Below are 26,253 nucleotides of genomic sequence, written 5' to 3' on the forward strand. Positions count from 1 at the left end.
TCGCGCGAGGCCGCCTCGGGAGCGATATGACCGACCACAAGCATCTCAAGCGCCGGGTCCGCGAGCGCATGGCCAAGACCGGCGAGTCCTACACCACCGCCCACCGCCACGTGGCCGGCCGCGCCGAGCGCCACCACCACGAGTCGGCGCTGCTGCGGCGCGTGCTGGGCGGCGGCTGCTCCGAGGCCATGCTGCTGGGGCTCGGCGGCGGCATCGGGTTCATGTACTTCGTCTTCGAGTACGCCGGCCACGCCCCCATGCTGACGATCGTGGCCCAGGCGCATCCCGAGCCGATGATCCCGCGGGCGCTGGACAGGGCCGGCATCCCGTACGAGAGCCGCCAGACCGGCTCCCCCAAGGTCGCCGAGCGTCACCTGCGGGCCGCGCTCGCCGCCGGCCGGCAGCCGATCTGCCGGGTCGGCCGCTTCCAGCTGCCCTGGCGGCCGGACCTGCCGTTCCCCGACCCGGTCGATGTCGTGGTGACCGGCCTCAGCGGCGACACCGTTCACGTGCACGACGACGAGCCGGCCGAGCTGCCGCTGGCCGGCTTCATGGCGGCCTGGTCGGCCATCAAGAAGTCCAAGCACCATCTCATCGAGGTCACCGGTCCCGCGACCGGGGCGCCCGACGTGACGGGCGCGATCAGGGACACCGTCTCCAAGCTGACCGGTCCGGTGCTGGGCAACAGCTTCGACGTCAACTTCGGGCTGTCGGGCATGCGCAAGCTGGCCGCCCAGCTCGCCGACACCACCGGCAAGCAGGGCTGGACCCGCCGGTTCGGCAACGATCCCGGGCCGGTGCTGGACCGGCTGCGGGACTGCCTGGAGGTCGAGTACACCGCGCCCGGCGCCACCCGCCCGCTGTATGCCGACTTCCTGGCCGAGACCGGCCACGCCGAGGCCGCGGCCGTCTACCGGGAGGCGGGCAAGCAGTGGTCGCGGGTGGCCGCCGCCCGCACGTCGTTCCCCGAACTGGCCGAGCTCGTCGCGGAGGCCGTGCGGCTGGAGGAGGCGGGGGTGGAGGTCCTGCGAGTGGCCGTCGAAGGGCTGGGCGAACTGACCGACCCGGACGGGCGGTAATCTACCCGCCTGCGGGGATCCGCCGTGGCGGATGGATCGACGCGTCGACGAGCACCCGGTCGCCGAGTGGCTCGTCGAGTCGCACGGTGAACGGCGTCGGCGGATTGCCCTGGCAGGTCCGGACCGCCCCGGAGGCCTCGGCCACGCCGATGATCAGGCGGATCTCCGTCGCCGTCGTCTCCATGCCGGCCAGCCGTACGCGGCCGTCCGCACGTTGCCCGCTCGCGCACGCCCGCTCGGTGACCAGCAGCCGGACCTCCCGCGCCGCCTTGGCGGGCCGCGCGGCGGGGTCGAGGGTCACATCCGCCACGCCCAGCTCTCCGAGATCCTTCCGTAGATCGCAGCGGCCCGACGACCTCATGTGCCAGCCGGGCCGGCCGTCCGGGCCGGGACTGCCGAACCGCTCGACGGCCAGGAACTCGTGCGTGAACACCAGCCCCTGACGTTCCGCCTGTGGTTCGTCGAGCTCCCTGATGAGCGCCAGCCGCGTGTCGCTCTCCTCGACGATCGTCCAGGTGGGCAGATCGTCGATGCGCCGGACCTCCTCCCCCTTCAACGCCTCCCGGCCGGTCGGCCCGAGCTCGCTTGCCGGTCTTGGCTTCTCCAGCACCCGTAACGGCACGTCATGGTCATGGCATTTGACGGTCGGATCAGCCGGCGCGGAGGCCGTACCGGTGGGCGGGGTAGAGCCGCAACCGGCGGCTCCGAGCGCCGCAAGAAGCATCAAGCCCGCCGCTGCCTTACGAGACATCGTGCCCCCTGCATGCGCTCCATCCGGATGACCGGTTAACGTTGCGCGTGCCCGGCGGGTTCAGTGGGTGGCAGGGGCTGTTCGGCCCAGATGCATTTGCCGTCGGCGGTGAAGCGGGTCCCCCATCGCTGGGAGACGGCGGCGACGAGTTGCAGCCCGCGACCGCCTTCGTCCATCGCGGCGGCGCGGCGGATCCTGGGCGTGGTCTGGCTGCCGTCGGAGACTTCGCTCACGAGGGTGCGGCTGCGGAGCAGGCGGAGCCGGATCGGGCCCTTGGCGTGGCGGATGACGTTGGCGACCAGCTCGCTGGCGATCAGTTCGGTGGTCGGCACCAGGTCGTCCAGGTGCCAGTCGGCGAGCTGCTCCCGTACGTGATCGCGGGCCTGGCCGGCCGCGATCGGGTCCTCGGGCAAGAACCAGGAGGCGACGTCCTCGGCTGCCAGCCGTTGGGTGCGGGCGATGAGCAGGGCGGCGCCGTCGCTGGCCGGTTGGCGTACGGGCCGCATGCCGTGGGCGACGTCGTCGCACAGCCGATCCAGATCGCTCCGGGATCGAGAGGGAGCACCGGCCAGGAGCCCCGTGAGCCGGGCCATGCCGTCGTCCATGCCCCGGGTCCCGGACTCGATCAGATCGTCGGTGTAGAGCACGAAGAGCGCGCCGTCGGGCAGGCGAAGCTCCACCGTGCTGAAGGGCGGCTCCGCGGTGCCGAGCCGCAGGTCGGGCGAGGTGTCCAGGACCTGGACGGTGCCGTCGGGGTGGACGACGGCGGGCGGTGGATGCCCGGCGTTGACCAGGGCGCAGTCGCCGCTGGTGGGGTCGTACACGGCGTACAGGCAGGTGACGTTGATGTGGTCGCCCAGCTCTTTGGCCAGGTCGTTGAGGTGGACGAGGAGATCGTCGGGGGGCAGCTCAAGGCCCGCGAGAGTGCGCGCGGCCGTACGCAGCCGTCCTATGGTGGCCGTCTGCGGCACGCCGTGCCCTTTGACGTCGCCGATGACGAGAGCCACCCGCTCCGCGGACAGCGAGATGACGTCGTACCAGGCTCCGCCGATCTCCGGGGCGCCGGCCGCCAGGTAGCGGACCGCGGCGGTGACGCCGGGCAGCGACGGCAGGTCGTGCGGGACGAGGAGACGCTGCAGTTCCTCGGCGCGCGCATGCTCCGCGTCGTACATGCGGGCCCGTGCCAGGGCCTGGGCGATCAGCCCGCTCAGCGCGGTGAGCAGCGTGCGTTCCTCGCCGGTGAACGGGTGCGGACGCTCGAAGGAGATCACGCAGCAGCCGCCGGGGTGCCCGGGAACCACGAGCGGGAGCAGCGCCCAGGCGTTCATGCCCGCGTCGGCCTCGAGGAGGTCGGTGTCCAGACACTGGTCACGACTTTCGATGAAGGCCGGCACACCGGTTTGGAGCACGTCGGTGAGGACGGAACGGTCGGCGAGCGCGTGCTGCTCGATCCGGCGGAGAAAGCCGGGAGGATGGCCGACGGCTCCGACGATGTGCAGGTGATCGTGCTCGACCGTGACGATCAGCAGTCCGGTGGCGGCGAAGGGCGGCAGGACCCGCTCGGTGATCACCCGCATCACGTCTCGCGCGCTCACTGCCTCGCCGAACGTACGGGTCAGCTCCTGAGTCCAGGCGGCCCGCTCGGCGGTGGCGCGCTCGGCGGCCGCGCGTTCCGCGTCGCGGAGGCGTTCCTCGGTGACGTCGGCGAAGTAGAACGTCAGGCCGTCCGGCACCGGCACCAGCCGTACGTGGTACCACCGCTGATCGGTCGGCCACTGCAGGTCGAAGCCGGCGGGCGTGCGGTCGGCGGCGGCTCTGAGGCATCGGGCCCGGAAGTCGGGCACTTCGCCCGCGACCAGGTCCCACAACTCCTGGCCGTGCAGGTCGGTGCCGCCCAGGAGGCGTTCGCCGTCGAGGTTGGCGAAGATGATCCGCCATTTGCTGTCCACCATGACGAAGGCGTCGCGCATGTACTGCAGCGCGCGGGCGGCCGATTCTCTGGCGACGCGGCCCTCCGTCGTGTCCCAGATCGTGCCGACCATGCGTACCGGCTCGCCGTCGTCGTCCAGGATCACGCGGCCGCGCGCGTGCATCCAGCCGAAGGTGCCGTCCGGTCGGCAGGCGCGGTAGCCCATCTCGTACAGGCTCTTGGCGCGAACGGCCTCCTCGACCGCGGCCATCACCGTGGGCAGGTCCTCCGGGTGCACGATGTTCGCCCACGAGTCGATGGTGTGCGGGGTGGCGGCGGGGTCGATGCCCATCACCTTCAGCGCGGGTCCGTCCCAGTACACCTCACCGGTCCGGATGTCCCATTCCCAGGATCCGATCTTGACCGCCGGCATCGCCTGCTCGAGGTGGCCTGGTTGCCACAGGCGGGACGGGCCCGCGCCCGGCTCAGGAGTGCGGCATCGCTCGGTCACCCAGGAGGCCAGTGCTTGGAGGAACGCCCGCCGCTCGCTCGGTGGTTCGGCCGGCCCGTCGGTCAGCACGGACAGGACGCCGAGCGAGGTGTCGGAGGTGCCGCTCAGCGGGACCGCCGTCAGCATCACGGTGTGGGTCCTGCCGGTATCGAGCGTGACGGGCAGGTACGTCAGCACCCCGTCGTCCAGCGCGCGGGAGATCGCAGAACGTATGTCCTCCTGCGCCGACAGGTCCATCGGAGGCAACCCGGCGGCGACCACCAGGCGCAACGCCTGACTGCCGGCGGGGCCGCGCCAATGCACCATGCCGCTCAGCGCGTGCAGGTCGGCGACCGCTTGGTCCAGCGCGTACTGGAGGACTTCGATGTCGCTGAGCCCGGCGCAGGCGGCGGCGAGGATCCGCAGCCGTTCCTCTTCCGACACGGCTGCGAAGGCGTCGTCTATCGCCATCCTCTTCGCCCCCCGTGTCGCGACAGAAGAAGTACGGTGTCCGCGCCGATCACGGCACCGGCGAAACAGCAACCTCGACTCATGGTAGCGAATGGCTGTCAATCACCAGATGGGAGACACATCCCTGTCCGGGAAGGCCTCGCGGGGCGGCTTACTAGACTGCGGATCATGGAGGCGGGCAAACCGGACTTTCGTAGCGCGGGACGATACCTCTGGTGGTTGGTCCGCACCCAGCGTGGCCGGTGTGCTGCGGGGGCGGTGCTGGGGACCACGTGGATGGTGGGTCTGACGTTGCCGCCGTACCTGCTGTCACGCGCCATCGACGACGGGCTGACGCCCGGGCGCCGGCCCGCGCTGGCGGGGTGGGCGGCGGCGCTGTTGGGCGTCGGGGTGGTGAACGCGTGGCTGGGCATCATGCGGCATCGCACGATGACCCGGGTGCGCATGCACGCGGCCTTCCGCACCGTCGAGGCCGTGGTCGTGCACGCCACCCGGCTGGGCGCGGCGCTGTCGCGCAAGGTCACGGCCGGGGAGGTCGTCACGATCGGGTTCGCCGACGTCACGGTGATCGCCCAGACGCTGACCATCACCGGCCCGGGCGTCGGGGCCGTCCTGGCGTACATCGTCGTGGCCGTGCTGCTGCTGACCGTCTCGCCGCTGCTCGCCGTGGTGGTGCTGGCCGGCGTACCGCTGCTGGTGCTGCTGGCGGGGCCGCTGCTGGGCCGGCTCGGCAAGGTGGAGACGACATACCGGACGCGGCAGGGCGCCCTCGCCGCCCGCTTCGTGGACATCGCCGGAGGGCTGCGCGTGCTCAACGGGCTCGGCGGCAAGGACGTGTACGCCGAGCGCTACCGCCGCGGTTCCCAGGAGTTACGGGCGGAGGGCTACCGGGTCGGGGCGGTGACGAGCTGGATCCAGGCGCTCGGCGTCGGCCTGCCCACCCTGTTCATCGGGGCCGTGACGTGGCTGGCGGCGCGGATGGCCGTCCAGGGCGACATCACGGTCGGCGAGCTGGTCGCGGTCTACGGGTACACCGCCGTGCTGGTGGTGCCGGTCTCGTTCTTCATCGAGGGCGGGTACGACCTCAGCCGCGGACTCGTCGCCGCGCGCCGGGTCGTCCAGTTCCTGTCCCTGACGCCGGCCGCGAGCGGGCACGCCGACGGGCCGTCGACGGCGGCCCCGCTGTGTGATCCGGAGTCCGGGGTGGAGATCGCCTCAGGAAAGCTGACCGCGCTGGTCAGCGCCCGGCCGGCGGAGTCGGCGGCGGTGGTCGACCGCCTCGGCCGCCTCGGCCGCTTCGCCTTCGCCGAGCGGGCCGCGACGTGGGGCGGGATCCGCCTCGACGAGATCGATCTCACGCGGGTGCGGGAACGCATCCTCGTCGCCGACCATGAGGCGGACCTGTTCGCCGGCACGCTGCGCGACGTCGTCTCAGGGAAGGGCGACCCCGGCGACGAGGCCATCGATCGGGCCCTGTACGCGGCGGTGGCCCAGGACATCGTGCGCGGGCTGCCGGACGGGCTCGACTCCCCCATCGATCCGCAGGGCCGCAACCTGTCGGGCGGCCAGCGGCAGCGCGTTCGCCTGGCGCGGGCGCTGCTGGCCGATCCGGAAACGCTGCTGGCCGTCGAGCCCACGTCGGCGGTGGACGCGCACACGGAGGCGGCCGTCGCGGGCCGGCTCCGCGCCGCACGATCGGGCCGTACCACGGTCGTCACCAGCACGTCGCCGCTCGTGCTCGACCAGGCGGACACCGTTTACTACCTGGTGGACGGGACGGTCGCGGCGACAGGCAGCCATCGCGACCTCCTGGCCGGTCATCCCGGCTACCGGCTGCTGGTGTCGCGCGGCATGGCGGCGTCATGAGAGCGCCCGTGGCCGGTCAGGTGCGCCACGCGTCGGCGGCGTCATGAGGGCGCTGCCTGTAGCCGCGCCGTCCCAGGTGCGCCGCGCCATGGTGCGGCTGATCCGGCAGGACGGCCGGGCCTTCGCCGCCATGCTCGCCCTCAACGCGCTCGCCGCCGGGGCAGGGCTGGTCGGGCCGTGGTTGCTGGGCCGCATCATCGACGAGGTCAAGGCCGGTGCGGGGGTCGGCACGGTGGATCGGCTGGCGCTCGGGATCCTCGTCTTCGCGCTGGCCCAGCTCCTCCTGACGCGATTTGCCAGCTATGTCGGGCACCGGTTCGGGGAGCGCACGTTGGCGCGTGTGCGGGAGGAGTACGCCGACCGGGCGCTCGCCGTACCCGCCTCGGTGATCGAGCGGGCCGGCACGGGCGACCTGACCGCGCGCGGCACCACCGACGTGGTGGCGGTGGGCACGACCGTGCGCGACGCCGGGTCCGACGTGCTGATCGCCGGAGTGCAGGCGCTGCTCATCCTGGGCGCGGTCTTCGTGCTCGACCCGCTGCTCGGCGGGATCGGGTTGGTGGGGCTGCTGGGGATCTGGTTCGCGGTGCGGTGGTATCTGCGGCGGGCGCTGCCGGCGTACCTGGCTGAAGGTGAGGCCAACTCGGCCCTCGCGGAGCAGCTCACGGCCACGGCCGCCGGGGCACGCACGGTGGAGGCGCTGGGGCTGCGGGAGCGTCGGATCGCGGTCTGCCGCGCTGCGATCGAGACGTGCCGCCGCACCAGGACGCGGACGTTGTTCCTGCGTAGCGTGCTCTTCCCGATCGTGGACGTGTCCTACACCATCCCCGTGGTGGGCGTCTTATTGGCCGGTGCCGTGCTGCACCAGCGCGGGCTGATGAGCCTGGGCGCGGTCATCGCCGCCGCGCTGTACTTCCGGCAACTCTCCCAGCCAGTGGACACCATCCTGCTGCGCATCGACCAGCTACAGAGCAGCGGCGCCTCCTTCGCCCGCGTCGAAGGACTCGGCCAGGTGCCCTCGCCGGTGCTCCCTCCCCGGGACCGTCCGGTGCCCGACGGCGATCTGATCGAGGTGGCGGGGGTGCGGTACGCGTACGAGGGAGGCGACGATGTGCTGCACGGAGTCGACCTGGTGGTGCGGCCAGGGGAACGCCTCGCGATCGTGGGGGCGTCGGGAGCCGGGAAGACGACGCTGGGGCGGCTGCTGGCAGGCATCGACCAGCCACGGACCGGGACGGTGACGGTCGGGCAGGTTCCCATCAGCGACGTGGACCCCGCCGAGCTGCGACGGCGGATCGTCCTCGTCACCCAGGAGCACCATGTGTTCCTCGGCACGCTGCGGGACAACCTGCTGATCGCGTCCCCCTCGGCCGGCGACGCCGAACTGCGGGCGGCACTCGCCGCCGTGGGCGCCTGGGAGTGGATCGACGAGCTCCCGGACGGCCTCGACACGGAGGTGGGAGCCGCCGGTTTCCGGCTGGACGGAGCACAGGCCCAGCAGCTCGCCCTGGCCCGGGTGGTGCTGGCCGACCCGCACACGTTGGTGCTGGACGAGGCGACCGCGCTGCTGGATCCGCGGACGGCGCGGCATACGGAGCGGGCGCTGGCCGCCGTCCTGGAGGGCCGGACGGTGATCGCCATCGCGCACCGGCTGCAGACGGCTCGTGACGCGGATCGGGTCGCCGTCATGGAGGAGGGGCGGGTGGTGGAGCTCGGTGGACATGAGGAGCTGGTGGCGGCCGGGGGGACGTACGCGGCGCTGTGGCGATCCTGGCACGGGGACCACGCCGTACCCGACCGAGCAGATCGAGCGCGTAATCACCCTTCCGGCTGACGGCGTCAGGGTGACATCTCGACATCCTCGGTGAGCATTACGACGAACCTCCCCGGTAGCGGTCGGCGAGAACCTCGAAGACGGCCTTGGGCTCCCACGGCATGTCCGGGTAAGCCTCGCCGAGCCGGCCCTCCAGCACCTTGACCACCCCATAGCTGGCCATATCGAGATCCCCGCGGGCCTCATCGCGATGCGGCAGGTGATAACTGGCGAACGCCGTCCAGAACACGGTGTCGACACCTTCGGCCTCGAAGACGTCCAGCACTTCGCGCAGATAGGCGACTTGCTCGCGCTCATCTCGAACGTAATCACCGTTCACCCGCACAGCCCTGCCATCCTCGCCCCATTCGACGATCGACGCGCCACGCCCGCCCAGATCAGCCGCACCACGAAAAGTGGCGCAGCCGAACTCGGTGACCGCGGCAGGCTTGCCCTGCGCGACGAACGCGCGGATGTCATCCCGGAACCGGTGGGCGATCTCAGGGGCCCGATATCCCGCATCACTCGCGATGATGTCGAAGGGCGTCCAGTCGACCCCCTCGAACGGCAGCGACGCGTAACTGACCTTCCCGCCGAACCGCTCGCGCACCACCGCGACAGCCTTGCCGAGGAAGTCATTGACGCGACCGGGAACCAGCGGCAGCGCCTCACGCAGCCGCTCCGGCGCCGCCATCAGGCCAAGCCGCTCCTCCAGGGTCTCGCCGGGCAGGAACCCGACATTGAACAGGCTCATCTCGGACCCGGTGACGAGCACGACATCGGCTCCCTCCCGGCGCAGCCGCTCGGCGCGTTCGGCACAGTCGGCGATGAGCACGAGCAGTTCGTCGGGGGTCAAGCCGCAGGTGAACGGCGAATACCAGACCTCAAGCCCCGCATCGGCGGCGTGCCGGGCGGCGATCTCCAGCCGATCCGGGTCCCCGCCGGTGATGCGCACCGCGGTGCAGTGCAGGTCATCGCGGATGACCCGCATCTCCCGCCGGACGACGTCGGGGACGAAGTGCTCACGCGTGCTCACCCCCGCGTTGATGAATCCGGTGTCGTACGCGATCCCTTTGCCTCGCATCGCAAGGCCTCCTTCCAATGCGGGTACGGTACGTACCGTACCCCGAATCCGGTACGATGAGTACCCCAGAGGAGAAGGAGCAGAATGATCAGACGGCGCGGAGCCGAGGTCGAGCAGGCCATCCTTCAGGCCGCGGCCGACGAGCTCATCGAATCCGGCTACCCCGGCCTGGCCATGGACAAGGTCGCCGCCCGCGCCGGCACCAACAAGAATGCGATCTACCGCCGCTGGCCCAACCGCGCCGCCCTGGCCGTCGCCGCCTACCGACAGCTGGCCCGGACACACGTGGAGCTTCCCGACACCGGCCGGCTACGCGACGACGCTCTGGAGCTCCTACGCCGCGCCAACGGCACCTGGTCCTCCCCCTACGGGGAGATACTCCGCAGCCTGCTGTCCAGCATCGGCGACGACCCCGACCTGCGAACACAGATCCACGAGCACGCCAACGACGGCGGAAGCGACATGTGGCTGACGCTCTTGGACCGAGCGGTGGCCCGCGGCGAGGCCCCACCTGAGGCCCTCCACCCCAGGGTCGCCACGATCCCGATCGCGCTGCTACGCAACGAGTACGTCACCCGTGGCGCCCCGTCCGTACCCGACGACGTCCTCGTCGACATCATCGACGAGGTGTACCTGCCCTTGGTACGCGGCCGCGGCCCCACCCAGAGCTGAACACGACCTTCCGCAGTCGAATCAATATCACTTTCCGTACTCGCCATGTGACAATGAGTGGCATGCCCTCCCCTCAACACGACAGCCTCCTCCAGCTGTTCCGTGACCGCCCTCGACTGGCGGTGGACATCCTGCGCGATCTCCTAGGCGTCGAACTCCCCGCCACCCCACCCGTCTGCCTGCAGAACGCCCGCCCGTCGGGGGAAATCGACGCAGACCTGGTCATTGTCCTGGGAAAACCGCAGACCCCCGCACACGCCATCATCGTGGAGGTCCAGCAGGACAAGTCCAAGGCTCCCCGGCAGCTCGCCCGCAATGCCGCCGCCCTGTGGCTGCGGCTGGGCTGCGATGTCACGACCCTGGTCATCTGCCCCGACCGCGCCATAGCCGCCCACTATGCGCAGCCCATCGATTCAGGCTTGACCGGCTACCGCCTCCAGGCCCAGGTGCTGGAGACGGACAACATCCCGGCCATCACCGACTACAGCGAGTCCGCGCCCGAGATCCGATCCCTCAGGGAGATCATGACGCCCACCGCATGGCCGGCCTACAACCCCGTCGCCCGCGAACACTACGGCCGCGGCTTCGAAGACGGCCAAACCATCGGGAGAGCGGAGGGCATAGCGGAAGGCAGGGTCGAGGGCAGAGCGGACGGCAAGGCGGAGGAGGCCGCCAGGCTGCTGCTGCTCGTCCTGGCCGCCCGCGGCCTGGACGTCCCGGACGACACGACCACCCGGATCACCACCTGCACGAACCTCGCCCAACTCGAAACCTGGGCCACCCGCGCAGCCACCGCCGAGACCCTCCAAGACCTGTTCAACGAACCGAACGGACAACCCCACTAGCGCAACGCCAGAGCCCCGTCGCCGACGGAGGCGAGCAGCGTCCGCCGCTGAGGCCGGAGCCGTGCGCGTGCAAGCGGCAGGCTCCGGCTCTGTGCGAGAGCTGCTCACTTCCCCGTCTGGCGCTGGTCCCCTGGGAGCGACGGTTCGCCCGCCCGCATGTACGCCATGACCCGCGCCGACTGGACAGCGTTCACCGCCTCAGGGCCGTAGTTCATGGTTCGGCTCTGCCGGTGGCCCAGGCCCATGCGGCGATGGCGACGCGGTTCCGGGCACCGGTCTTGCGCTGGATGGACGCGATGTGGTTCTTGACGGTGCCAGGCGAGAGGAAGAGCTCCGCGGCGATCTCGGCGTTGGTCTGACCGTACGCGACCATGGCCACGATCTCGTCTTCGCGCTCGGTGAGCACGACGTTCGGCATCTCGCGTGGCAGGCCGCGCTCACGGAGCAGCCGGACGGTGAGCTGTGGGCTGATGAGCATGTCACCGTTCATCGCGGCCCGGATGGCCTCGATGAGCAGCGTCGGACCGGAGCGTTTGAGTATGAACCCGTCGGCGCCGTTCCCCAGGGCCGCGTGGACGTACTCGTCGAGCCCGAACGTGGTGACGATCACCACGCGAATGCCGGTCCCGGCGAGAGCGCGGGTCACCTCGATGCCGTCGGCTCCGGGCATGCGGATGTCGGCGAGCACGACGTCAGGCCGGATCGCTTTGGCGGTGTCGATCGCGGTACGTCCGTCGGCGGCCTCGGCCACCACCGTCATGTCGGGCTGGGCGTCGAGGATCAGCCGGAAGGCGCTGCGGATGCCTTCCTGGTCGTCGGCGATGAGGATTCGGGTGACCACTCGGGCGATTGTGCCAGCGGCAGTCGGGCGGTCAGCGACCACCCGTCCGGTACGGCCCGCGTGACGAGCTCGCCGCCCTGCGCCTGGACGAGCGCCGCCAGTCCGGCCAGCCCCGACCCGCCGCGCCGGCTGCCCCGGGCTCGGCTGACGCCGTTGTTCGTCATCGCGACCTCCAGGACGCCGCCTGTGTCACGGATGCCGACGTCCACTCGACTGGCCTGAGGGGCGTGCCGCCGGACGTTGGTCAGTCCTTCGATCAGGATCCGGTACGCCAGCGCCGCGGTCTCCGCCGGAGCCGTCACAGCCGTGTCCATGCTCAGGTGGACGCGCGCAGGACCGGCGGCGGAGAAACGTTCGGCGGCTTCGCGGACGCTGCCGAGGTCACTGACGAGAGTGCGGGGCTGCTCGTGGTGGAGCATGTCCAGGGTACGGTCCAGCATCGACATGGCCCGCTGACCTGCGGCTTCGACACGTTCGAGTGCCTGCCGCGGATCGCCGGCGACGCTGCCTGCCTGGGCGTGCGCCACCATTTCGCTGATGTCGTGGGCGACGAAGTCATGCAGGTCTCTGGCGAGCCGCAACCGCAGGGCGGTGCGGGCATCGGCCACCGCGCGGTCCTGCCGTACGTCGAGAAAGCGCAGGTAGGCGCCCACTCCGGCGGCCAGGAGCACGCCCAGCCCCCAGAACGCGCACACACCCACCCCTTCCAACGGCGAGGCCGGGGTGAAGACGCGGAGCATCCACACCGCCGCCGCCACACCGGCCACGAGCGCAGCCGGTACGGCCGACCGCGGCGGCGCGTACCGGATCACCAGGCCGACCAGCACCATGAGAACGGCACTCTCGGCCATCCCGAGCACGTCGACCCCCGGCTGGAACGGCGCCCCACCGACGACGTGAACCAACGTGACGGCCAGCGACAGAGCCGCGACCGCCCAAGTAGCCACAGGCAGGCGCGCCCTGAAGCCCGGCCGCAACAACGCCGTGGCCGCCACCGCGGCAGCGACCACCACCGACACGACGGCAACAATGACCGGCATCACGCTCACCCGAGCGACGATACGCCCCTCTTCAGAGCCTCCCCCACGTGCCGAACGGCACGTTCACCGGCGGCAAGCAGTGCCGAACGGCATCTCCCCGGCAATCCGCCGCCCCGCGACGCTGATCACATGAGAACCATCACCTCTGACCTGCGAGGCTATGCGGCGGCGCTGTGGGCGCTGGCCTACGGCGTACTCGGCGCGGCGTGGGCGCTGGGCATGCCCGGCTACCCCTGGGGCCCCTCCGACCCCGACCCGGACCGGGTGCTGTCCATCCTGGCCGGCACGGCACCGCGTTTCGGCTGGTGGATCGCCGCCTTCGCGCTGCTGACCGCCGTGACGGCGCCGGCGTTGACGGCCAGGAGGGACAGTAAGGTCCCGCTGTTCCTGGCCTGGCCGATCGCCGCCATCCTGATCCTGGTGATCCCCGACTCCAGGCTCATGATGGGCGTCGCCTACACGCCGCTGCTGCTGATCGCGCCGGTCTTCGGCTGGAGCCTGGGCGGCGCCACCTTCGCCGACGCCTGGCCATGGCCGGTGCTCAACCAGTTGGTGTGCGTAGTGGGCGGGCTGCTGCTGGCCGCCGCGGCGCTGGCCCGCGGCCGGGGCTACAGGAACTGGTTCACCCCTGAGCGAGGACGCCGGGCCGTGTACGTGGCAATCGCGGTGCCGCTGCTGTACTGCGTGACCCGGTGGGCATGGGCACTGGGCATTCCGCTCGGCGTGAGCCAGGAGTTCCTGGCCGAGGGCGAGGACGGCCTGTGGCTGTTCGGGGCGTACCTGGCGACCTTCGGCGCCTTCGGCGGCGTGCTCACCCTCGGGCTGACCCAGCGGTGGGGCGAGGTCTTCCCGCGCTGGCTGCCAGTGCTGAGCGGCCGGCGGGTGCCGCCGCTGCTGGCCGTCGTGCCCGCCGGATTCGTCTCGATCATCGTCACCGTGGCCGGGCTGACCTATGTCAGGTGGACCATCGCCGGCCGGTTCGCGCTGGCCGAATGGGGTGCCTGGCTACCGGAATGCTTCTGGCCGATCTGGGGCGCCGCACTTGCGACTGCCGCCGTCTCGTACCACCAGCGCCGTAAGCACTGATCTCAGTCCAGGGCTGCGAGGACCTCGGCGGTCGTGCAGACAGTAGCGATACGCGGGAAGATGTGCCCGGTGGCTGCTCCGCAACACCTGGCCGCTCGACCCGCACGGCGACGACGAAACCGCCCGCCTTTCGCACCGCGTCGGCCACAGCGAGGGAATGGGCGACCACGGCAGGTCCGGAATGTGGTGCCGCAGGCCGCGGCGGAGACCTTCCTGATCGCCTTCCAGCAGCGGGCGCTGTTCGACGCCTCACTGGGTGGCGCGAGTGGCGGCAGGCCGGCTCGCCCAGGCGCTGGCAGTCCTTTCACCTGGTGAACGTGACAGCCTTCAGCACCGACGCCGGGGCCATCTCGTTGAGGCCCTGCCTGGGATGCTGCGCTCGCTGGCGGAGCCTTCTCTCCGCGAGAACAGCTGGCAGAGGTACGGCGGCTGTCGACCGGCTATTGCGAACGCGGCAGAGACGGCGGGCGCGGCGGGACGGCCATCAGCGCCTGGCGCAACTCGGCATCCTCGATCCGATCGAACCCGCCGACCGCCACGGCATAGGCCACGCGCGGCCCCCCTTCCCCATTGTCATGCTGATGGATCCACGAGTAGCGACAATCCCTCACCCTCCGCTCGATCGACCTGCCACGGCCATCGAGGCGTTCCAGCAAGAAGAAGGAGATTCCAGCCAAAGCCGCGAAGCCTAGGGCAAAAAGGACGAACCCTGCCGTCGTCTCCCGTTCCTCAGGCACCGCCAAAGCGAACAGTCCGGCAACGAGAACCAGGACGTCGAGGACCAGACCGATCATGAGCACAGCGTTGATCATTTCGACGTGATCAACGATCCGTCTCCCCCGGAGATGCACCCGGTCAAAGATCCTCTCCGGCGGGCCCTGGTCTCGCTTCGCCATGCGGGCACCCAGCGAGACCACCTCTTCGGCCTTCGCCACTTGGGGAAGCAGTTCCCATACCGGAACGGGCCCCATCGACAGAAGGCCGAGGACCGCCCGCTCAATGGGGTCGTCCACAACGGCGCCGCTGACCGCGGTGACCGTTCCAGCCCGAGAGATCCCGACGGCCCCACGATCAATCAAACCGGCCACCACGGCTTCGCCGACCCGACGGCCCCACCCGGCCATCCACGCCAATTCGTACGGGGAAAGCCGATTCGGAGCAGAAGCGGCTCGCTTGGCCCCGCGGAGCGCCCAGAGCCCCTGCGCGTAGAGCACGGCCACGTACAGCCATAAGAGCAGGAATAACGAGCCGATCACAACGGCAGCGACGAGCATCACACACCCCTGATACCCATTGAGGGCGTCAGCGCGGCACCCTTGCCCCGACCACGCGCCCTGCCCATCTGCCCGGTCGACGAGCACGTGGAGAAACCCGTTCCACTGGAGCCATCTAGTTGTGCCATACAACAAGATGGTTGTATGGTCGAACCATGGCGGATGAGCGTGAACTTCAGGAAGCCGTGGGCCGTTTCGTCCGCGCCTTCGGCCTCCACCAGCCTGACCAGACCCCCTGCGGCCGACCCATCCCGGTCTCGGAAGCGCATGCACTGGGCGAGCTGGCCAGGGACGGCGCACTGCGGCAGAGCGAGCTGACGCAGCGGCTGCGCCTGGAGAAGAGCACCACCAGCCGCCTGGTCACCCAGCTCATCAACCGAGGCTGGGCCGAGCGCATCCCGGCCCCGGACGACGGGCGCGGCGTGCTGGTCCAGCTCACCGCCGCCGGAAGGAACGCCGCGGAGCAACTGGCCAAGGCGAGAGCGGCCCGCTTTGCCGCGGTCTTGGACCGCGTACCGGAGAACGAGCGCACCGGCGTCCTGCACGCCCTGGAAATCCTCACGGAGGCAATAGATGACCCTTAAGAATCGACGCATCCCGCTGCTGCTGGCCGGCGTCGCAGCGATCGCCGTCGCGTCGGCCGGATACGTGTTCGTCGGCCAGGACCGGCCGCAGGCACAGGCCGCCCGTCAGGCAGAGATCGCGGCCAAGAGTCAGCAAGTGATGCCGTTCGACCTGGAGCGCACCACACACCGCTTCACCAAGTCGGCCACCGGCGGTCTGCAGACCGTCACCGCCGACGACCCCGTCGACGCACAGCAGGTCAAGCTCATTCGCGAGCACCTGACCAAGGAGGCCGCGGGCTTCAGCAGGGGCGACTACGGCGACCCGGCGTCCATCCACGGCGGCGAGATGCCCGGCCTGCGCGAGCTCGAACAGGGCCACGACCAGGTCGACATCCGCTACGCGGAGCACCCCGCCGGAGCCCAGATCACCTACACGACCTCCGAACCTTCCCTGGTGAAGGCGCTGCACGCCTGGTTCGACGCCCAGGTCTCCGACCACGGGCAGCACGCCGAACACGGATAAAGCCCGCTTGAGGGGCACGTCCGCCCTCGCAGGCCACCCTCAGAAGATACCTAAAAGGGGCACATTGCCAACCTGTGGTATACTTTACTCCCGTACCGTTTAGGACGTGGTTGGTGAACAGTTCCTCGAACCTGGGCCTTGTGGGTGTGCGAGGGAATTCATGATCCGGCGAGGAACTCCAGGAGGCTCAGGGCCGTCATCTCTAACATGAGCGACAAGGCGCGGAACCATCGATTCCAGCACCTGCCGGAGCGACCGGACCCGGCGACGTGGCGGGCCGGCCTGGATGAGGAGCCGTTGCCTCAGGCCATCGCCGAGCCGGCGGAGGTGGGTGACACCGGCCTGCGCTGGGTGGCGCCCGAGCTCGAAGCAGCACGCCAGATCAGCGACGCGATCGTACGGCGCCGCGGCTCCCGCGGCTGAACGGACCTCCGGCGACTCGCGCGAATCCCCTGACTACGGCTGCGGGCGCCCCTCGTGCAGGCGCTCGAGGCGCTCGCGTACCGCGGAATCCGGCTCCGCGTGCAGGGCCGCTGCCACCGCGGCGCGCGCTTCGGGCGGCAGCGTGGCGTGGTCCCACGCGGCCAGCGCGCGAATGGCCAGGTTACGGTTGCGGACGACGGGGCTGACGAGGCCGGCGGCGATCAGCGGCCAGCCGCGTCCCGGCCAGGCGTCCAGGCTCTGCAGGAGCATGTCGAGGGCGCGGTGGGCGCGGAACCGCGGGCCGAACCCGTCCTCCTCTCCCGGTCCGGAGGCGATCTCGGCCAGTGGAAGGAGCTCTGCGGCCAGCGTGAGAACCTCGTCCACGTTCTGCGGTGTCGCCTGCCGCATCAGGGCGTGCCAGTGCGCGTCGCCGTACGGCTCGGCGCGCAGGCGTTCCCGCAGGGCCTCGGAAGTCGGGATACCCAGTAGTTCGCACACCTGTACGGCACGGCCGAACGCGAAGTCGTCATCTGCGGTGGCCAGGGCGCTGGGCGCCAGCTCGGCCCAGACCGGGCGGGTCAGGATCTCCTCGCACTGCGGCAGTAGCTCGGGCCAGTGCTCGGCGGCGTACCCGCGCAGGGCGTGAACGTACAGAAAGTGGCGAAGGCCCCCGACGTCAGGCCGCTCGGCGGGGCCGAAGCCGCGGGTGCGGGCGTCGATGTGGCCGAGATACAGCTCGGCCGCCCGCCTGCCCTCCTGGTAGCCGGCCATGCCGGCGAATGGCCCGCCCTCCTCGGTAAGTGTCGTGAGGATCTCGCCCGCTGCCTCCAGCAGCTCGTCGTCGGGCGCCCCGGCGAGCCTGCCGGCGAGGTCGCCGGCTTCGGCGGCCGTTCCGGCGAGGTAGCCGGTCATCACGGCGTTGCGGAAACCCTGGCGCACGATCCACTCGCGCACGGCCGGATCGGGCGCCTGGGCCAAGCGCTCGACCAGGTGGATGCGCCCCCACCCGTGCACCTCCCTGGCCAGCGCCCACAGGTCGGCGGTCGCGTCGCCTTCGGTGTTGCTCAGGGCGATCAACGCGAACAGGGTGAACTCGTCGTGCCGGCCGAGCGTCATGAGCTCGTCGCGGTGGTGGGCGGCGTCGAACAGGCCCAGCAGTGCGATCCCCAGCTTGACGGCTTCCCGCTCGCTCGACTCGGTGGCCAGTGCGTACCCGAGGTCGTAGATTCCGTTGGGGTCCAGATCGGCGGAACGGACCTCGGACAGCAGGGAGTCCACCAGGGCGACGATCCGGGCCTCCCCGATCGCCTCGCGTACGGTGCCGGGCTTGAGCGTCGCGATCGCCGCGGACAGGCGCCGCAGCTCCTCCTCGTCGGCCTGGCCGCCCCAGTGGTAGATCAGCACGCCGTCCTGCGCGCCCGGCGCCCACCTCGGCCCCGGCCTCCCGGCCTCGTCAGGCAGGTCCTCGCCGCCGCCGTCACGCAGGTGCTGGTAGATCGAGGGGCTGGTCTTCCGCCACTTCCGTACCATTCGCGACACTGTAGTGGTGATCTTGCTGCGGTGTCGTGCGACTTTCCTGATCGGCTTGTGACCGTGAGTCGAAGACGTCAGCCAGTTGATGTTCGCTGCAAAGGTTGAACCCGACGGGGCCGGTAGATGCCGGCGTCGTCGGCTTGCCGCAATGGAGGATGAAGCTACTGCTTGCAGTCGTGCGGCACGATGGTGGCAGTCATGACTGATGCCCTGGTCGGTTCAAGGCAGCGCTTCGATGTGCAGATCGGGCGAGATCCGCAGGAGCTCAGGACCCCGGTCGGTGACGAGCGGCCAACCGTATTGGAGGGCGCACCAGGCTACGTGCGCGAGCGCGGGGTCGGAGGCGCCGAGGTCGGCGATCTCGTGTGCTTTCTCGCGGTCCTCGATGAGGTCGAGGTGTACGCCGGGGCTGGTGGTGAGCAGCATCGGCGTCCAACGCAAATCCTGCGGAATCTCGGCGAGGGCCTGAATGTAGGCGGTGACGGGGATGAGGAGCGTGTTGGCACCGGAGGCGAGCGCGAGCTCGATGAGGGTGCGAGCGTAGATGCTTTTGCCGGTGGTCGCTTGCGCGAGCGCGGAAGTGTCGAGGACGCGGCCAAATGCTCCGGAAGTGTGGGCGGCTGGCACGGGCGGCGACCGTCAGGAGGCGGCGTGGTGCTGGGTGACGCCGAGGAGTTGGGCGGCGCGGTCGGGGTCGATGCCGAGCGAGGCTGCGGCGCGCGCGCTCTATGTCCTCGGCTGGAGGAGCCATACGTGCGGGCGGTATCGCGTGCCATTGGATCCGGTATCGCAGGTGGAGCGACATCGGGATCGGGGGCACCTGCCATGCATAATCGAGACCCATCTGTCCTCAGACAATCAGGGGCTGCGATGACGCCGGCTCGACGATTAACCCTTCTCATCGCCACGGTCCCGCTGCTGGTCACGGTGCTGCAGCCGACAGCGTACGGCGTCGCGCGGAAAGACTACCTTCGCCATGCCGATTCCACGTGCCCGGGAAAGAGGAAGTACGACGAATACGAACACTGCGCCCCGTGGCGGCTATGGCTGCGAAGCGGCCGGGTGCTGCGCCTACCGGAAGCGAGGATGTTCCGGCCCGGCACCTCGCCCCCCGCACCGATCGGCCAGTCACCGCACGGATCAATGGTGGCCTACTACCGTTTGAGCGACGACGCCCTCCTCGTCCGCGACGTGACCACCGGCAAGGTCCGCACCGTGCCCGGAGAGAAATGGTCGCCCGACATCCAATGGCTCAGCCTCTCCCCCGGTGGCCGCTTCGCCATCATCTCCCCCAACCCCTGGAAAACCACCGGCACGCAGCCCCGGGTGGTGGACACCGTCACCGGGCAAAAGCACACGTTCCCCACGCGGATGCACCTGTCCTTCAGCCCGGACAACAAGTATCTGCTCGCCTGTCAGTGGGACGATCTCGCCAGTCGCCATCCAGTCCAGGTCGTGGTCTACTCGGCCGAGACCTGGGCCGAGGTACGCCGCGGTACACAGCCCTCAGACCTGGCCGGCCCACTGCGCATGGGCGGCACCACCGTCGCCTACATCGACCGCACCGGCGGCACGTCTTACGTCCGGTTCCGGGACATCGCCACCGGGGCATCGACCGGATCCGCCACAAAGCTCCCGGCCGGCGAATACGCCCTGCGACTGGTCTGGGACCGGGCGAATCACCTCGATCTCCTGACCAGAGTGTTCGGCAAACCCCATAGGAACGCCGCGACCTACCGCTGGCGCAGGGTGAACGAGGGCATGCGCGTTCTCGACACGTACACGACAATCGTCCGCCGCCCGTAACCTCAGCGTCATGGCAGACGCCCTCCACGCCCATCAACAACGCTGCCGAGACCTCGCAGCCACGCAGGTTGTCGATGAGCAATGTGCTGACGTTCATCGCACACCGATGGCCAACCTGGTGCGCCTGCTGGCCATGGTGCTGTCGGTTCTGAGCATGGAGGACGGCCGCGGCCAGGCCCTTGTCGTATTCCTCGCCGCCCTCATCTACCTGGCCACGCGATAGTGGGCAGACCGAACGTGGTCTGGATCCTGCTCGGCGTATCCCTGGTGGCAATGGAACTGCTGGAGCTGCTCGAGGTGGACTCGTGGCCTGCGCTGGTCGCCAGCGCGATCTCCATCACTGTCGTCGCGTTCGTGAGCGATCTACCGCGCCAACCGCAACTCCAAGCCGCGCAGATCCCCGCCACGCTGCTCTTCGGCGCAGCTGCCCTCATCGCACTGTCCTTGCCCTGAGCTCGGCACGTACCTCGTCTTGCTGTACGTCACCCACTCCCCGGTCTCCTTTGCTGCATCACAGCCTCTCGTGGCGACCAGACATACCGCCGATATACCGCACATCTGTAATGTTCATTTGTGTCGGTCATCGCTCATGCGGTCCGGCAGCTCGGCATCAGTATTCAGAATCAAGAGGAGTCAAATGCTTCGCCGAATTTCGGTGGCAGCCCTCGCCGGCCTGGCCATATTCACGGCCACGAGCGCAGTGTCGGCCGCGAGCGCAGCGTCAGCCACGGGCACACCGTCGGGAACGGCGCACGCTGATTCCTGGTACAAGTCCAAAATAAGGTTCAAGACTAAATCGAGCTGCCTGGCTCACGGAAAAACCTACTACAACACTTATAAGTGCGTGCGAGCCATTCCCCTTGTACCCAAGGGGTACTGGCTCTTCTACAAGCGCGAGCCGCTGTAAATTGCCGATCGCAGCAGCCGTGATTGACCGAGAGGCCGAAGGGGAGCCAAATCCGGAGCCGTATAGGATGGATGGGTGCGAACGGGGCTGAAGTCATGCATCGATCCTCATTGCTTCGCATCGAAGGGTCAGGGGTTCGAATCTGACCGGATCGGTAGCCTGCCCTTGGCCTTTACCTGGCCGTTCCGGAAGTAGAACCCTCGCCCTCGCCCTCGCCCTCGCCCTCGCCCTCGCCCTCGCCCTCGCCCTCGCCCTCGCCCTCGCCCTCGCCCTCGCCCTCGCCGGAGAGCTTGCCGTCCTTGAAGAGTTCCTCTGTCATGAGGCGAGCCTACGGTCGGTTGCCTCAGACGCACGGCTCTACCGCCGTCACGGAGTCCCGGAGGCCTGGGACGCGGTCGCGGGCCGCGCCCAGGGATTCCTGTGAGTGGACCACAATCTCGCCCGTCGCAACCAGGAGCCGCGCACGGTCCGCTTCGGAGCAGCGGTCGTACCCATCACTCCCTTGTATACCTGGTACCTAAGTACCCCAGGCGAGGACACCACCTGCCCCGCCGCGTGATGCCTGTCCGCTCTGACGATCGCCTGGAACCGCCGGCCAGCCATGGGATGGGAACCCGTCATGATCGCTGCCGGTCCGCGCTCGCGATCACGTCGCGGATGAACTCGCCCACCAGGCGAGGCAACCGGCGCGGATCGCTCACAGAAGCATCGGCGGACGCCGGCACTCCGAGACGATGGGCCAGTGCCAGACGGATCAAAGGATGCCAGCGTGCCTCGAAGGTACCCAGCGCGTACTCGGCCGCGGCCTCCTTGGAGATCACCTCTCCCGTCACGATCGTGTGGTGCAGCCGGGGAGGAGACAACGCGGCGGCTATGGCCACCCGGTGGGCCGGCAGCAGCGGCTTACGCCGAGGCTTGCCCGACAGCGCGTTGTCGGCCCAGGTGGCCCAGTACCCATGCAGCTGCCGCAGATTCCACTCGCGCAGCTTGCCCGGCTCCGGGTCCAGGCCCAGGTCGTCAGGAGCCGGACCCCGTACCGTGACGCCTTTTTCCAGCAGGACCTTCCACACCACCGGATTCGCCTCGAACCCGTGGCGCCGCCGGAACCGCGGCCCGCTGTGCGAGGCGAGCGGGCGGATCTGGGTGACCGGCTTGCCCAGGTCGCCTGCCGCGACGAATACCCCGTTCAGCGTGCCCGGGATGTTCGGCCGGGCCCGTACCAGGGCCTGCCAGGCCGCCGGCAGATTGCCTACTTTGTGCAGGAGCGCCAGCCGACGCATGTCCCGCTCGGCGAGGTCGCCGTCCACCACCGCGACGAAGTCGATATCGCTGCGCCCCTTCCGCCAGGCGCGCAGCGCGACCGAGCCGACCACGTAGAAACCGCGGATCCGCTCGGGCAGCAGCCGATCGGCCACGGACAGGTAATGGGAAACCGCGCGTGCCACATCGTCTGGAAGCATGCGACACAGGCTCCCAGAACCAAGCGGCGAGGCTGAACCGATCAGACGCGCCGCACAACGCCTCGGCCAGCCCGGCCCACTTCCTGCTGGTCCTGGAAGCATCGGAGAGCTGGCCCCTTCCACTGCTGCTCCGTACGCCGCAGGCCGGACCCATCGTGCCCCACATGATCGCCGCGGCCGGTCTGCGCCGGCCAGTGGAGGGAGAGTTTCGAGGTTGGCAAGGACCTGCTCGGCGTGGACCAGTCCCAGGTCCACCTCTACGAGGCCATCCCCCCGCCACACTGTACTGGGCTAGATCGCGATTCTTAGGTACGCGCGATTCAAGACGGTCCTGCGGCCCGCGTTCAGCGCTCCCGGCGCGCGAAGGGCCACATGCTCCCCTCCCAGGCGCCGTGCTGGGCTGAGCTCGGGTCGAACCACAGGATCAGTCCTTGGTCGGTGCTGAGATCGTGGCGGTTGCCTGGTCGTGCTCGGTCAAGCCGTGGTTCTGAGCGACGAGTTCGAGGAGCCGCTGGCCGGGCGCGGCTTGCGCAGGACCGTCCCTGCCTGACGATCCTGGATATCCGTAATGACAGTCCCTTCGTTCCTCGACCCCGGATGCTTCGATATACCCAGAACATACTCACGGTCTCTACAGTTAGCTTTATTCACATCACACGAGGAGGGAAAAGAAAATGTCGAGGCCAACCGCGTTACAAAGCACGCGAGTTCGGCAGGAGTGGGCGAGAGTGCTGGGCATCGGCTTGGCGGCATTTATGCTCGCCACCGGCGTGGCGGCAGCCACTCCGGTGTCGGCTGCGGCATCTCCTCCGTACTTCCTGTACTGGAAATGGAAGGGCCAGACCTGCACAAAGGGCGCCAAGACAAGGACATATAACCTCGCTATTTCCCGGCGCAAATACGACACGGTATTTGTCAAGAATGTAAAGCCAACACCCGACCGAATGATCAGCTACTCGCGGGAGCGGTCCTTCATCGTCGCGCACGTCGAGGAATTCTGCACGAAACGGTACTCGACGGGTTCGAAGCAATGGCAATGGCAAAGTGTCCTCTACGGCGCCGAATCCGGAAAGGTAAGCCGTCTGATAAAGAGCACTGCGCTGTGCCACTCCGGCGGCTGCTACCCGCCAGGTCCCAAGACTTACGGAGCGTGGCGGGCGGGCTGGACCCACTTCAAGATGTGACGACCCAAGTGCGCGCCGAGAGCCATCTCATGATCAGCCGATGATCACGAGATGGCTCTCGGTCGGTTTCCCTTCTCTCCCCGATCGCCAGGGGCGGGTGGCGAAGTAGCGGCAGTAGGGGCACGGCTGGAAGCAGGACACTCCGACGACCTCACGGTTGGGGCCCTGATCGTCAGTGGAGGGACGTCGTCAGCGCATTCGACATCGCTCACGCGGCCGCCTCGGTAAGAGTCGCCAGCACGGCGGCGATGGCGGGCGAGTCCGGTGGTTCGCCGTAGGTGACGGCGTAGAGCCGGCGGGGGAAGTCGGTGAGTTCGGTGGTGTGGATGTCGGGCCGGCGGTGGGCTTGGAGCGCGAGTCCGGGCAGGATGGTGACGCCTTTGCCGGCGGCGACGAGGGCTTGCACGACCACCATGTCGTCGCTGAGTGATGCGACGCGTGGGGTGAAGCCTTCTTGCCGGCACACGGTGATCACCTCGTTCTGGCACCGTTCGCAACCGCCGATCCAGGCGGAGTGGCGATGGTTGGCGATGCTGTCGTCGGGTCGCCGGCTTACGAGGTAGATCGGGTCGTCGCCGAGGTGGACGAGGCGGAATCCCTCTTCTTCTTCGAATGGGGCGTCGGCGTGCCGGAAGATGAGTGCGATGTCGATCTCACCGTGTCGCAGCATCTGTAGCGCTTCGACCGGGTGCCGGTCGATCAGGATCAGCTCGAGTCCCGGGTGTGCCTGGGCCAGCGTGGCGGCCGCCTTGGGCACGATCGTGCTCAATGCCGACGCGTTGGCGGCCAGTCGGACTCGCCCGGCCTGCAAGCCGACCTGTGCTGCCAGCTCGTTGGCGGCCGCGTTGACCCGTCCCACTATCTCGGTGGCCCGGATGGCCAGCAGTTGCCCTTCCGGGGTCAATCGGATCCCACGACCGACACGCTGAACGAGCTTGGCGCCAGTGGCCGCTTCCAAACGCGCCAGGTGGTGACTGACTGACGATTGCGAGTAGTGCAGCTCTTTTGCCGCTTCGGTCACGGACCCATGTCGCGCCACCGCGGCCAGAACTTTGAGATGGATCAGGTTGAGCATTCATCGAGAATATCGATGTAATTGCCGAAATATTAGCATTAGACGTCATAAATCTATTGGGTCATGCTGGTGTCCACCAGGAAGCTCACCATCGAAGGAGCACTCTGATGTCCGACGTACGAGTTCACAATTTCGCGATCTCGCTCGATGGCTTCGCTACCGGCGCCGGTCAGGCCCCCGACGCCCCGTTCGGGCACGCCGGCGAACGCCTGCACGAGTGGATGTTCGCCACCCGGTTCTGGCATGAGATGGGCGGCGGCCGGGGCGGCAGTGGCGGCGCCGACCACGCGTTCGCTGCGATGCACGGTGCCGGCATCGGCGCCGAGATCATGGGCGCCGGCAAGTTCGGCCCGCCTGGCTGGCAGGACGACCCCGGCTACAAGGGTGCGTGGGGCGCCAACCCGCCGTTCCATACGCCGGTCTTCGTGCTCACCCACCGGCCGCGGCCATCGATCGAGATGGAGGGCGGCACCACGTTCCACTTCCTGGACGCCTCACCCGCCGAGGCGCTCGAGAGGGCCCGCGAGGCGGCCGGTGGCCAGGACGTGCGTCTCGGCGGCGGGCCCTCGGTGGTACGCGACTTCCTCGCAGAGGGGCTGGTCGATCACATGCACCTGGTACAGGTCCCGATCGTGCTCGGCCGCGGTGTCCGGCTCTGGGACGGCCTGGAGTCGCTGGAGGAGGCATACGACATCGAGGCGGTCTCGACGCCCTCTGGTGTCACCCATCTGACGTTCACGGCCAAGAGCCGGTGATGGGTGGCAGACCTTGGATATCTTCATCGAAGACGTGGCGTCGTTGGTCCGCAGCATCGACGACGAGTACGAGATCACGAAGCAGGTCGCGGCCCGGTTGTCCGCTCTGTTGGCCAGCGACTACCGGCTTCCCCCGGAGGTCACCCGGCCGTCGGACGAGCGTCATGTCACGTACCCGCTCTACATCGCCCCCGACGACAGTTGGTCACTTGCGTCTGTCGTCTGGAACGTAGGTCAACGCACACCCGTGCACGGACACGAGACATGGGGTGTCGTCGGAATCTACGCGGGGGCCGAACGGGAGTTCCGCTACGTCAAGCCCGCGGCGTCTGAGCCGGGCAGAGCCCTGACGCCTGCCGGTGAGCAGGTGTGGGAACGCGGGCAGGTCACCGTGTGCTGTACGACCGACGACGACGTCCACGCCGTCGCGGCCGTCGGCGACGAGCCCACCGTCGGGATCCACGTCTACGGAGGCAACATCGGCACCATCAACCGGCGGTTGTACGATCCAGCCACTGGAGCAGTCCGATGGTTCGTCTCTGGCTGGGACAGCCCGGCAGGCGAATGAGGGAGCCCGGCCCTTCCCCTTGGTTTGCGTGGCAGCCTTTGGTTCCACGGATGGCGAGCGGCCTCACCTACGGACGTCGTCTGGCCCCACCTGCCGAGCTTGTCTCCGGATCTCCGTTATCCGGCACTCAATGTGTCCACATCTCGGGGGAGGGCCCTCCCTCGAGCGGCCCTGGTCTCGTGGTGGGGGCACGGTTGCGCCGCCGGCCGGATTCGCCGGTTCTGCTCTTCTC

Annotated in this window: 26 protein-coding genes; 15 read left to right on the plus strand and 11 right to left on the minus strand. The window is 69.0% G+C overall.

Annotated elements, in window-relative coordinates; all coding sequences use genetic code 11:
- Positions 1–26: 26 nt before the first annotated feature.
- Positions 27–1,079 carry a BtrH N-terminal domain-containing protein gene (locus EDD27_RS38395; protein ID WP_127936745.1) on the plus strand — a complete coding sequence of 351 codons (1,053 nt, stop codon included), beginning with the start codon at positions 27–29 and terminating at the stop codon, positions 1,077–1,079.
- Position 1,080: 1 nt separating this feature from the next.
- Here the strand turns inward: EDD27_RS38395 and EDD27_RS38400 are convergent, their stop codons facing one another.
- Together EDD27_RS38400 and EDD27_RS38405 are read right to left on the minus strand one after the other, a co-directional pair.
- Positions 1,081–1,701: a hypothetical protein gene (locus EDD27_RS38400; protein ID WP_127936746.1), complete on the minus strand. Its 621-nt coding sequence runs from the start codon at positions 1,699–1,701 to the stop codon at positions 1,081–1,083.
- 164 nt (positions 1,702–1,865) lie between these two features.
- Entirely contained in the window at positions 1,866–4,700 is a 2,835-nt protein-coding gene (locus EDD27_RS38405) for a SpoIIE family protein phosphatase (RefSeq protein WP_206641840.1), read from the minus strand.
- A gap of 276 nt (positions 4,701–4,976) precedes the next feature.
- On the opposite strand from EDD27_RS38405, the gene EDD27_RS38410 reads away from it, so the two are divergent.
- Together EDD27_RS38410 and EDD27_RS38415 are read left to right on the plus strand one after the other, a co-directional pair.
- Positions 4,977–6,566, plus strand: a complete 1,590-nt coding sequence (locus EDD27_RS38410) for an ABC transporter transmembrane domain-containing protein (protein ID WP_241564480.1) — start codon at positions 4,977–4,979, stop codon at positions 6,564–6,566.
- Between the two features lie 43 nt (positions 6,567–6,609).
- Positions 6,610–8,400: an ABC transporter ATP-binding protein gene (locus EDD27_RS38415; protein WP_127936748.1), complete on the plus strand. Its 1,791-nt coding sequence runs from the start codon at positions 6,610–6,612 to the stop codon at positions 8,398–8,400.
- A gap of 37 nt (positions 8,401–8,437) precedes the next feature.
- On the opposite strand, the gene EDD27_RS38420 is transcribed toward EDD27_RS38415, so the two are convergent.
- On the minus strand, positions 8,438–9,415 hold the full coding sequence (locus tag EDD27_RS38420) for a hypothetical protein (protein WP_241564481.1): 978 nt from the start codon (positions 9,413–9,415) through the stop codon (positions 8,438–8,440).
- Positions 9,416–9,547: 132 nt separating this feature from the next.
- Between EDD27_RS38420 and EDD27_RS38425 the strand changes: the two genes are divergently transcribed.
- Both EDD27_RS38425 and EDD27_RS38430 read left to right on the plus strand, forming a co-directional pair.
- Positions 9,548–10,135: a TetR/AcrR family transcriptional regulator gene (locus EDD27_RS38425; protein ID WP_127936750.1), complete on the plus strand. Its 588-nt coding sequence runs from the start codon at positions 9,548–9,550 to the stop codon at positions 10,133–10,135.
- A 62-nt stretch (positions 10,136–10,197) separates the two neighbouring features.
- Entirely contained in the window at positions 10,198–10,980 is a 783-nt protein-coding gene (locus EDD27_RS38430) for a Yae1 family protein (protein WP_241564482.1), read from the plus strand.
- A gap of 211 nt (positions 10,981–11,191) precedes the next feature.
- Here the strand turns inward: EDD27_RS38430 and EDD27_RS38435 are convergent, their stop codons facing one another.
- Together EDD27_RS38435 and EDD27_RS38440 are read right to left on the minus strand one after the other, a co-directional pair.
- A complete protein-coding gene (locus EDD27_RS38435; protein ID WP_127936751.1) occupies positions 11,192–11,821 on the minus strand; it encodes a response regulator in 630 nt (209 codons plus the stop codon).
- Positions 11,761–12,861, minus strand: coding sequence for a sensor histidine kinase (locus tag EDD27_RS38440; RefSeq protein WP_241564895.1), 1,101 nt, complete (start codon positions 12,859–12,861; stop codon positions 11,761–11,763). The genes EDD27_RS38435 and EDD27_RS38440 overlap by 61 nt, the downstream gene beginning before the upstream one ends.
- A 129-nt stretch (positions 12,862–12,990) precedes the next feature.
- Here EDD27_RS38440 and EDD27_RS38445 point away from each other — a divergent pair, with 129 nt between their 5' ends.
- On the plus strand, positions 12,991–13,947 hold the full coding sequence (locus EDD27_RS38445) for a hypothetical protein (protein WP_127936753.1): 957 nt from the start codon (positions 12,991–12,993) through the stop codon (positions 13,945–13,947).
- Between the two features lie 440 nt (positions 13,948–14,387).
- Here the strand turns inward: EDD27_RS38445 and EDD27_RS38455 are convergent, their stop codons facing one another.
- Positions 14,388–15,221 (minus strand): TIGR04222 domain-containing membrane protein, encoded by an 834-nt coding sequence (locus EDD27_RS38455; RefSeq protein ID WP_164903983.1) that lies wholly within the window; start codon positions 15,219–15,221, stop codon positions 14,388–14,390.
- A gap of 155 nt (positions 15,222–15,376) precedes the next feature.
- Between EDD27_RS38455 and EDD27_RS38460 the strand changes: the two genes are divergently transcribed.
- From EDD27_RS38460 to EDD27_RS38470, 3 genes are all read left to right on the plus strand, one after another.
- On the plus strand, positions 15,377–15,805 hold the full coding sequence (locus EDD27_RS38460) for a MarR family winged helix-turn-helix transcriptional regulator (protein ID WP_127936755.1): 429 nt from the start codon (positions 15,377–15,379) through the stop codon (positions 15,803–15,805).
- The gene (locus tag EDD27_RS38465) at positions 15,795–16,310 is read left to right on the plus strand and encodes an aspartate carbamoyltransferase (RefSeq protein WP_127936756.1); all 516 of its coding nucleotides are present in this window, start codon (positions 15,795–15,797) and stop codon (positions 16,308–16,310) included. Before EDD27_RS38460 ends, EDD27_RS38465 begins: the two co-directional genes overlap by 11 nt.
- 207 nt (positions 16,311–16,517) lie before the next feature.
- Positions 16,518–16,733, plus strand: a complete 216-nt coding sequence (locus EDD27_RS38470) for a hypothetical protein (RefSeq protein WP_127936757.1) — start codon at positions 16,518–16,520, stop codon at positions 16,731–16,733.
- A 33-nt stretch (positions 16,734–16,766) separates the two neighbouring features.
- On the opposite strand, the gene EDD27_RS38475 is transcribed toward EDD27_RS38470, so the two are convergent.
- Both EDD27_RS38475 and EDD27_RS38480 read right to left on the minus strand, forming a co-directional pair.
- On the minus strand, positions 16,767–18,263 hold the full coding sequence (locus EDD27_RS38475; RefSeq protein WP_127936758.1) for a hypothetical protein: 1,497 nt from the start codon (positions 18,261–18,263) through the stop codon (positions 16,767–16,769).
- Positions 18,264–18,485: 222 nt separating this feature from the next.
- A complete protein-coding gene (locus EDD27_RS38480; RefSeq protein WP_127936759.1) occupies positions 18,486–18,893 on the minus strand; it encodes a hypothetical protein in 408 nt (135 codons plus the stop codon).
- A gap of 243 nt (positions 18,894–19,136) precedes the next feature.
- Here EDD27_RS38480 and EDD27_RS38485 point away from each other — a divergent pair, with 243 nt between their 5' ends.
- The 3 genes from EDD27_RS38485 to EDD27_RS38495 are packed head-to-tail and all read left to right on the plus strand — an operon-like array spanning position 19,137 to position 20,525.
- Positions 19,137–20,072: a YncE family protein gene (locus EDD27_RS38485; protein ID WP_127936760.1), complete on the plus strand. Its 936-nt coding sequence runs from the start codon at positions 19,137–19,139 to the stop codon at positions 20,070–20,072.
- Positions 20,073–20,082: 10 nt separating this feature from the next.
- The gene (locus EDD27_RS38490) at positions 20,083–20,295 is read left to right on the plus strand and encodes a hypothetical protein (RefSeq protein WP_127936761.1); all 213 of its coding nucleotides are present in this window, start codon (positions 20,083–20,085) and stop codon (positions 20,293–20,295) included.
- A 14-nt stretch (positions 20,296–20,309) separates the two neighbouring features.
- Positions 20,310–20,525 (plus strand): hypothetical protein, encoded by a 216-nt coding sequence (locus EDD27_RS38495; protein WP_127936762.1) that lies wholly within the window; start codon positions 20,310–20,312, stop codon positions 20,523–20,525.
- Between the two features lie 626 nt (positions 20,526–21,151).
- Here the strand turns inward: EDD27_RS38495 and EDD27_RS55955 are convergent.
- Both EDD27_RS55955 and EDD27_RS38500 read right to left on the minus strand, forming a co-directional pair.
- Positions 21,152–21,298 (minus strand): hypothetical protein, encoded by a 147-nt coding sequence (locus EDD27_RS55955; protein ID WP_206641841.1) that lies wholly within the window; start codon positions 21,296–21,298, stop codon positions 21,152–21,154.
- 298 nt (positions 21,299–21,596) lie between these two features.
- Entirely contained in the window at positions 21,597–22,439 is an 843-nt protein-coding gene (locus EDD27_RS38500; RefSeq protein WP_127936763.1) for an aminoglycoside adenylyltransferase domain-containing protein, read from the minus strand.
- 728 nt (positions 22,440–23,167) lie between these two features.
- Here EDD27_RS38500 and EDD27_RS38505 point away from each other — a divergent pair.
- Positions 23,168–23,623: a hypothetical protein gene (locus tag EDD27_RS38505; protein ID WP_127936764.1), complete on the plus strand. Its 456-nt coding sequence runs from the start codon at positions 23,168–23,170 to the stop codon at positions 23,621–23,623.
- Between the two features lie 208 nt (positions 23,624–23,831).
- Here EDD27_RS38505 and EDD27_RS38510 read toward each other — a convergent pair whose 3' ends face one another.
- Positions 23,832–24,698, minus strand: a complete 867-nt coding sequence (locus EDD27_RS38510) for a LysR family transcriptional regulator (protein WP_127936765.1) — start codon at positions 24,696–24,698, stop codon at positions 23,832–23,834.
- Between the two features lie 107 nt (positions 24,699–24,805).
- Here EDD27_RS38510 and EDD27_RS38515 point away from each other — a divergent pair, with 107 nt between their 5' ends.
- A complete protein-coding gene (locus tag EDD27_RS38515) occupies positions 24,806–25,453 on the plus strand; it encodes a dihydrofolate reductase family protein (RefSeq protein ID WP_127936766.1) in 648 nt (215 codons plus the stop codon).
- A 13-nt stretch (positions 25,454–25,466) separates the two neighbouring features.
- The gene (locus EDD27_RS38520) at positions 25,467–26,021 is read left to right on the plus strand and encodes a cysteine dioxygenase family protein (protein WP_127936767.1); all 555 of its coding nucleotides are present in this window, start codon (positions 25,467–25,469) and stop codon (positions 26,019–26,021) included.
- Positions 26,022–26,253 lie beyond the last annotated feature (232 nt).

This window comes from Nonomuraea polychroma, from assembly GCF_004011505.1.
GTDB lineage: Bacteria > Actinomycetota > Actinomycetes > Streptosporangiales > Streptosporangiaceae > Nonomuraea > Nonomuraea polychroma.

Coding starts and splice junctions, on each gene's coding strand:
- EDD27_RS38440 (WP_241564895.1), bottom strand. CDS start 12,861: ATGCCGGTCATTGTTGCCGTCGTGTCGGTGGTGGTCGCTGCCGCGGTG.
- EDD27_RS38475 (WP_127936758.1), bottom strand. CDS start 18,263: ATGGTACGGAAGTGGCGGAAGACCAGCCCCTCGATCTACCAGCACCTG.
- EDD27_RS38410 (WP_241564480.1), top strand. CDS start 4,977: ATGGTGGGTCTGACGTTGCCGCCGTACCTGCTGTCACGCGCCATCGAC.
- EDD27_RS55955 (WP_206641841.1), bottom strand. CDS start 21,298: ATGACAGAGGAACTCTTCAAGGACGGCAAGCTCTCCGGCGAGGGCGAG.
- EDD27_RS38445 (WP_127936753.1), top strand. CDS start 12,991: ATGAGAACCATCACCTCTGACCTGCGAGGCTATGCGGCGGCGCTGTGG.
- EDD27_RS38500 (WP_127936763.1), bottom strand. CDS start 22,439: ATGCTTCCAGACGATGTGGCACGCGCGGTTTCCCATTACCTGTCCGTG.
- EDD27_RS38465 (WP_127936756.1), top strand. CDS start 15,795: ATGACCCTTAAGAATCGACGCATCCCGCTGCTGCTGGCCGGCGTCGCA.
- EDD27_RS38455 (WP_164903983.1), bottom strand. CDS start 15,221: ATGCTCGTCGCTGCCGTTGTGATCGGCTCGTTATTCCTGCTCTTATGG.
- EDD27_RS38485 (WP_127936760.1), top strand. CDS start 19,137: ATGACGCCGGCTCGACGATTAACCCTTCTCATCGCCACGGTCCCGCTG.
- EDD27_RS38490 (WP_127936761.1), top strand. CDS start 20,083: ATGGCAGACGCCCTCCACGCCCATCAACAACGCTGCCGAGACCTCGCA.
- EDD27_RS38405 (WP_206641840.1), bottom strand. CDS start 4,700: ATGGCGATAGACGACGCCTTCGCAGCCGTGTCGGAAGAGGAACGGCTG.
- EDD27_RS38415 (WP_127936748.1), top strand. CDS start 6,610: ATGAGGGCGCTGCCTGTAGCCGCGCCGTCCCAGGTGCGCCGCGCCATG.
- EDD27_RS38515 (WP_127936766.1), top strand. CDS start 24,806: ATGTCCGACGTACGAGTTCACAATTTCGCGATCTCGCTCGATGGCTTC.
- EDD27_RS38425 (WP_127936750.1), top strand. CDS start 9,548: ATGATCAGACGGCGCGGAGCCGAGGTCGAGCAGGCCATCCTTCAGGCC.
- EDD27_RS38460 (WP_127936755.1), top strand. CDS start 15,377: ATGGCGGATGAGCGTGAACTTCAGGAAGCCGTGGGCCGTTTCGTCCGC.
- EDD27_RS38470 (WP_127936757.1), top strand. CDS start 16,518: ATGAGCGACAAGGCGCGGAACCATCGATTCCAGCACCTGCCGGAGCGA.
- EDD27_RS38510 (WP_127936765.1), bottom strand. CDS start 24,698: ATGCTCAACCTGATCCATCTCAAAGTTCTGGCCGCGGTGGCGCGACAT.
- EDD27_RS38395 (WP_127936745.1), top strand. CDS start 27: ATGACCGACCACAAGCATCTCAAGCGCCGGGTCCGCGAGCGCATGGCC.
- EDD27_RS38430 (WP_241564482.1), top strand. CDS start 10,198: ATGCCCTCCCCTCAACACGACAGCCTCCTCCAGCTGTTCCGTGACCGC.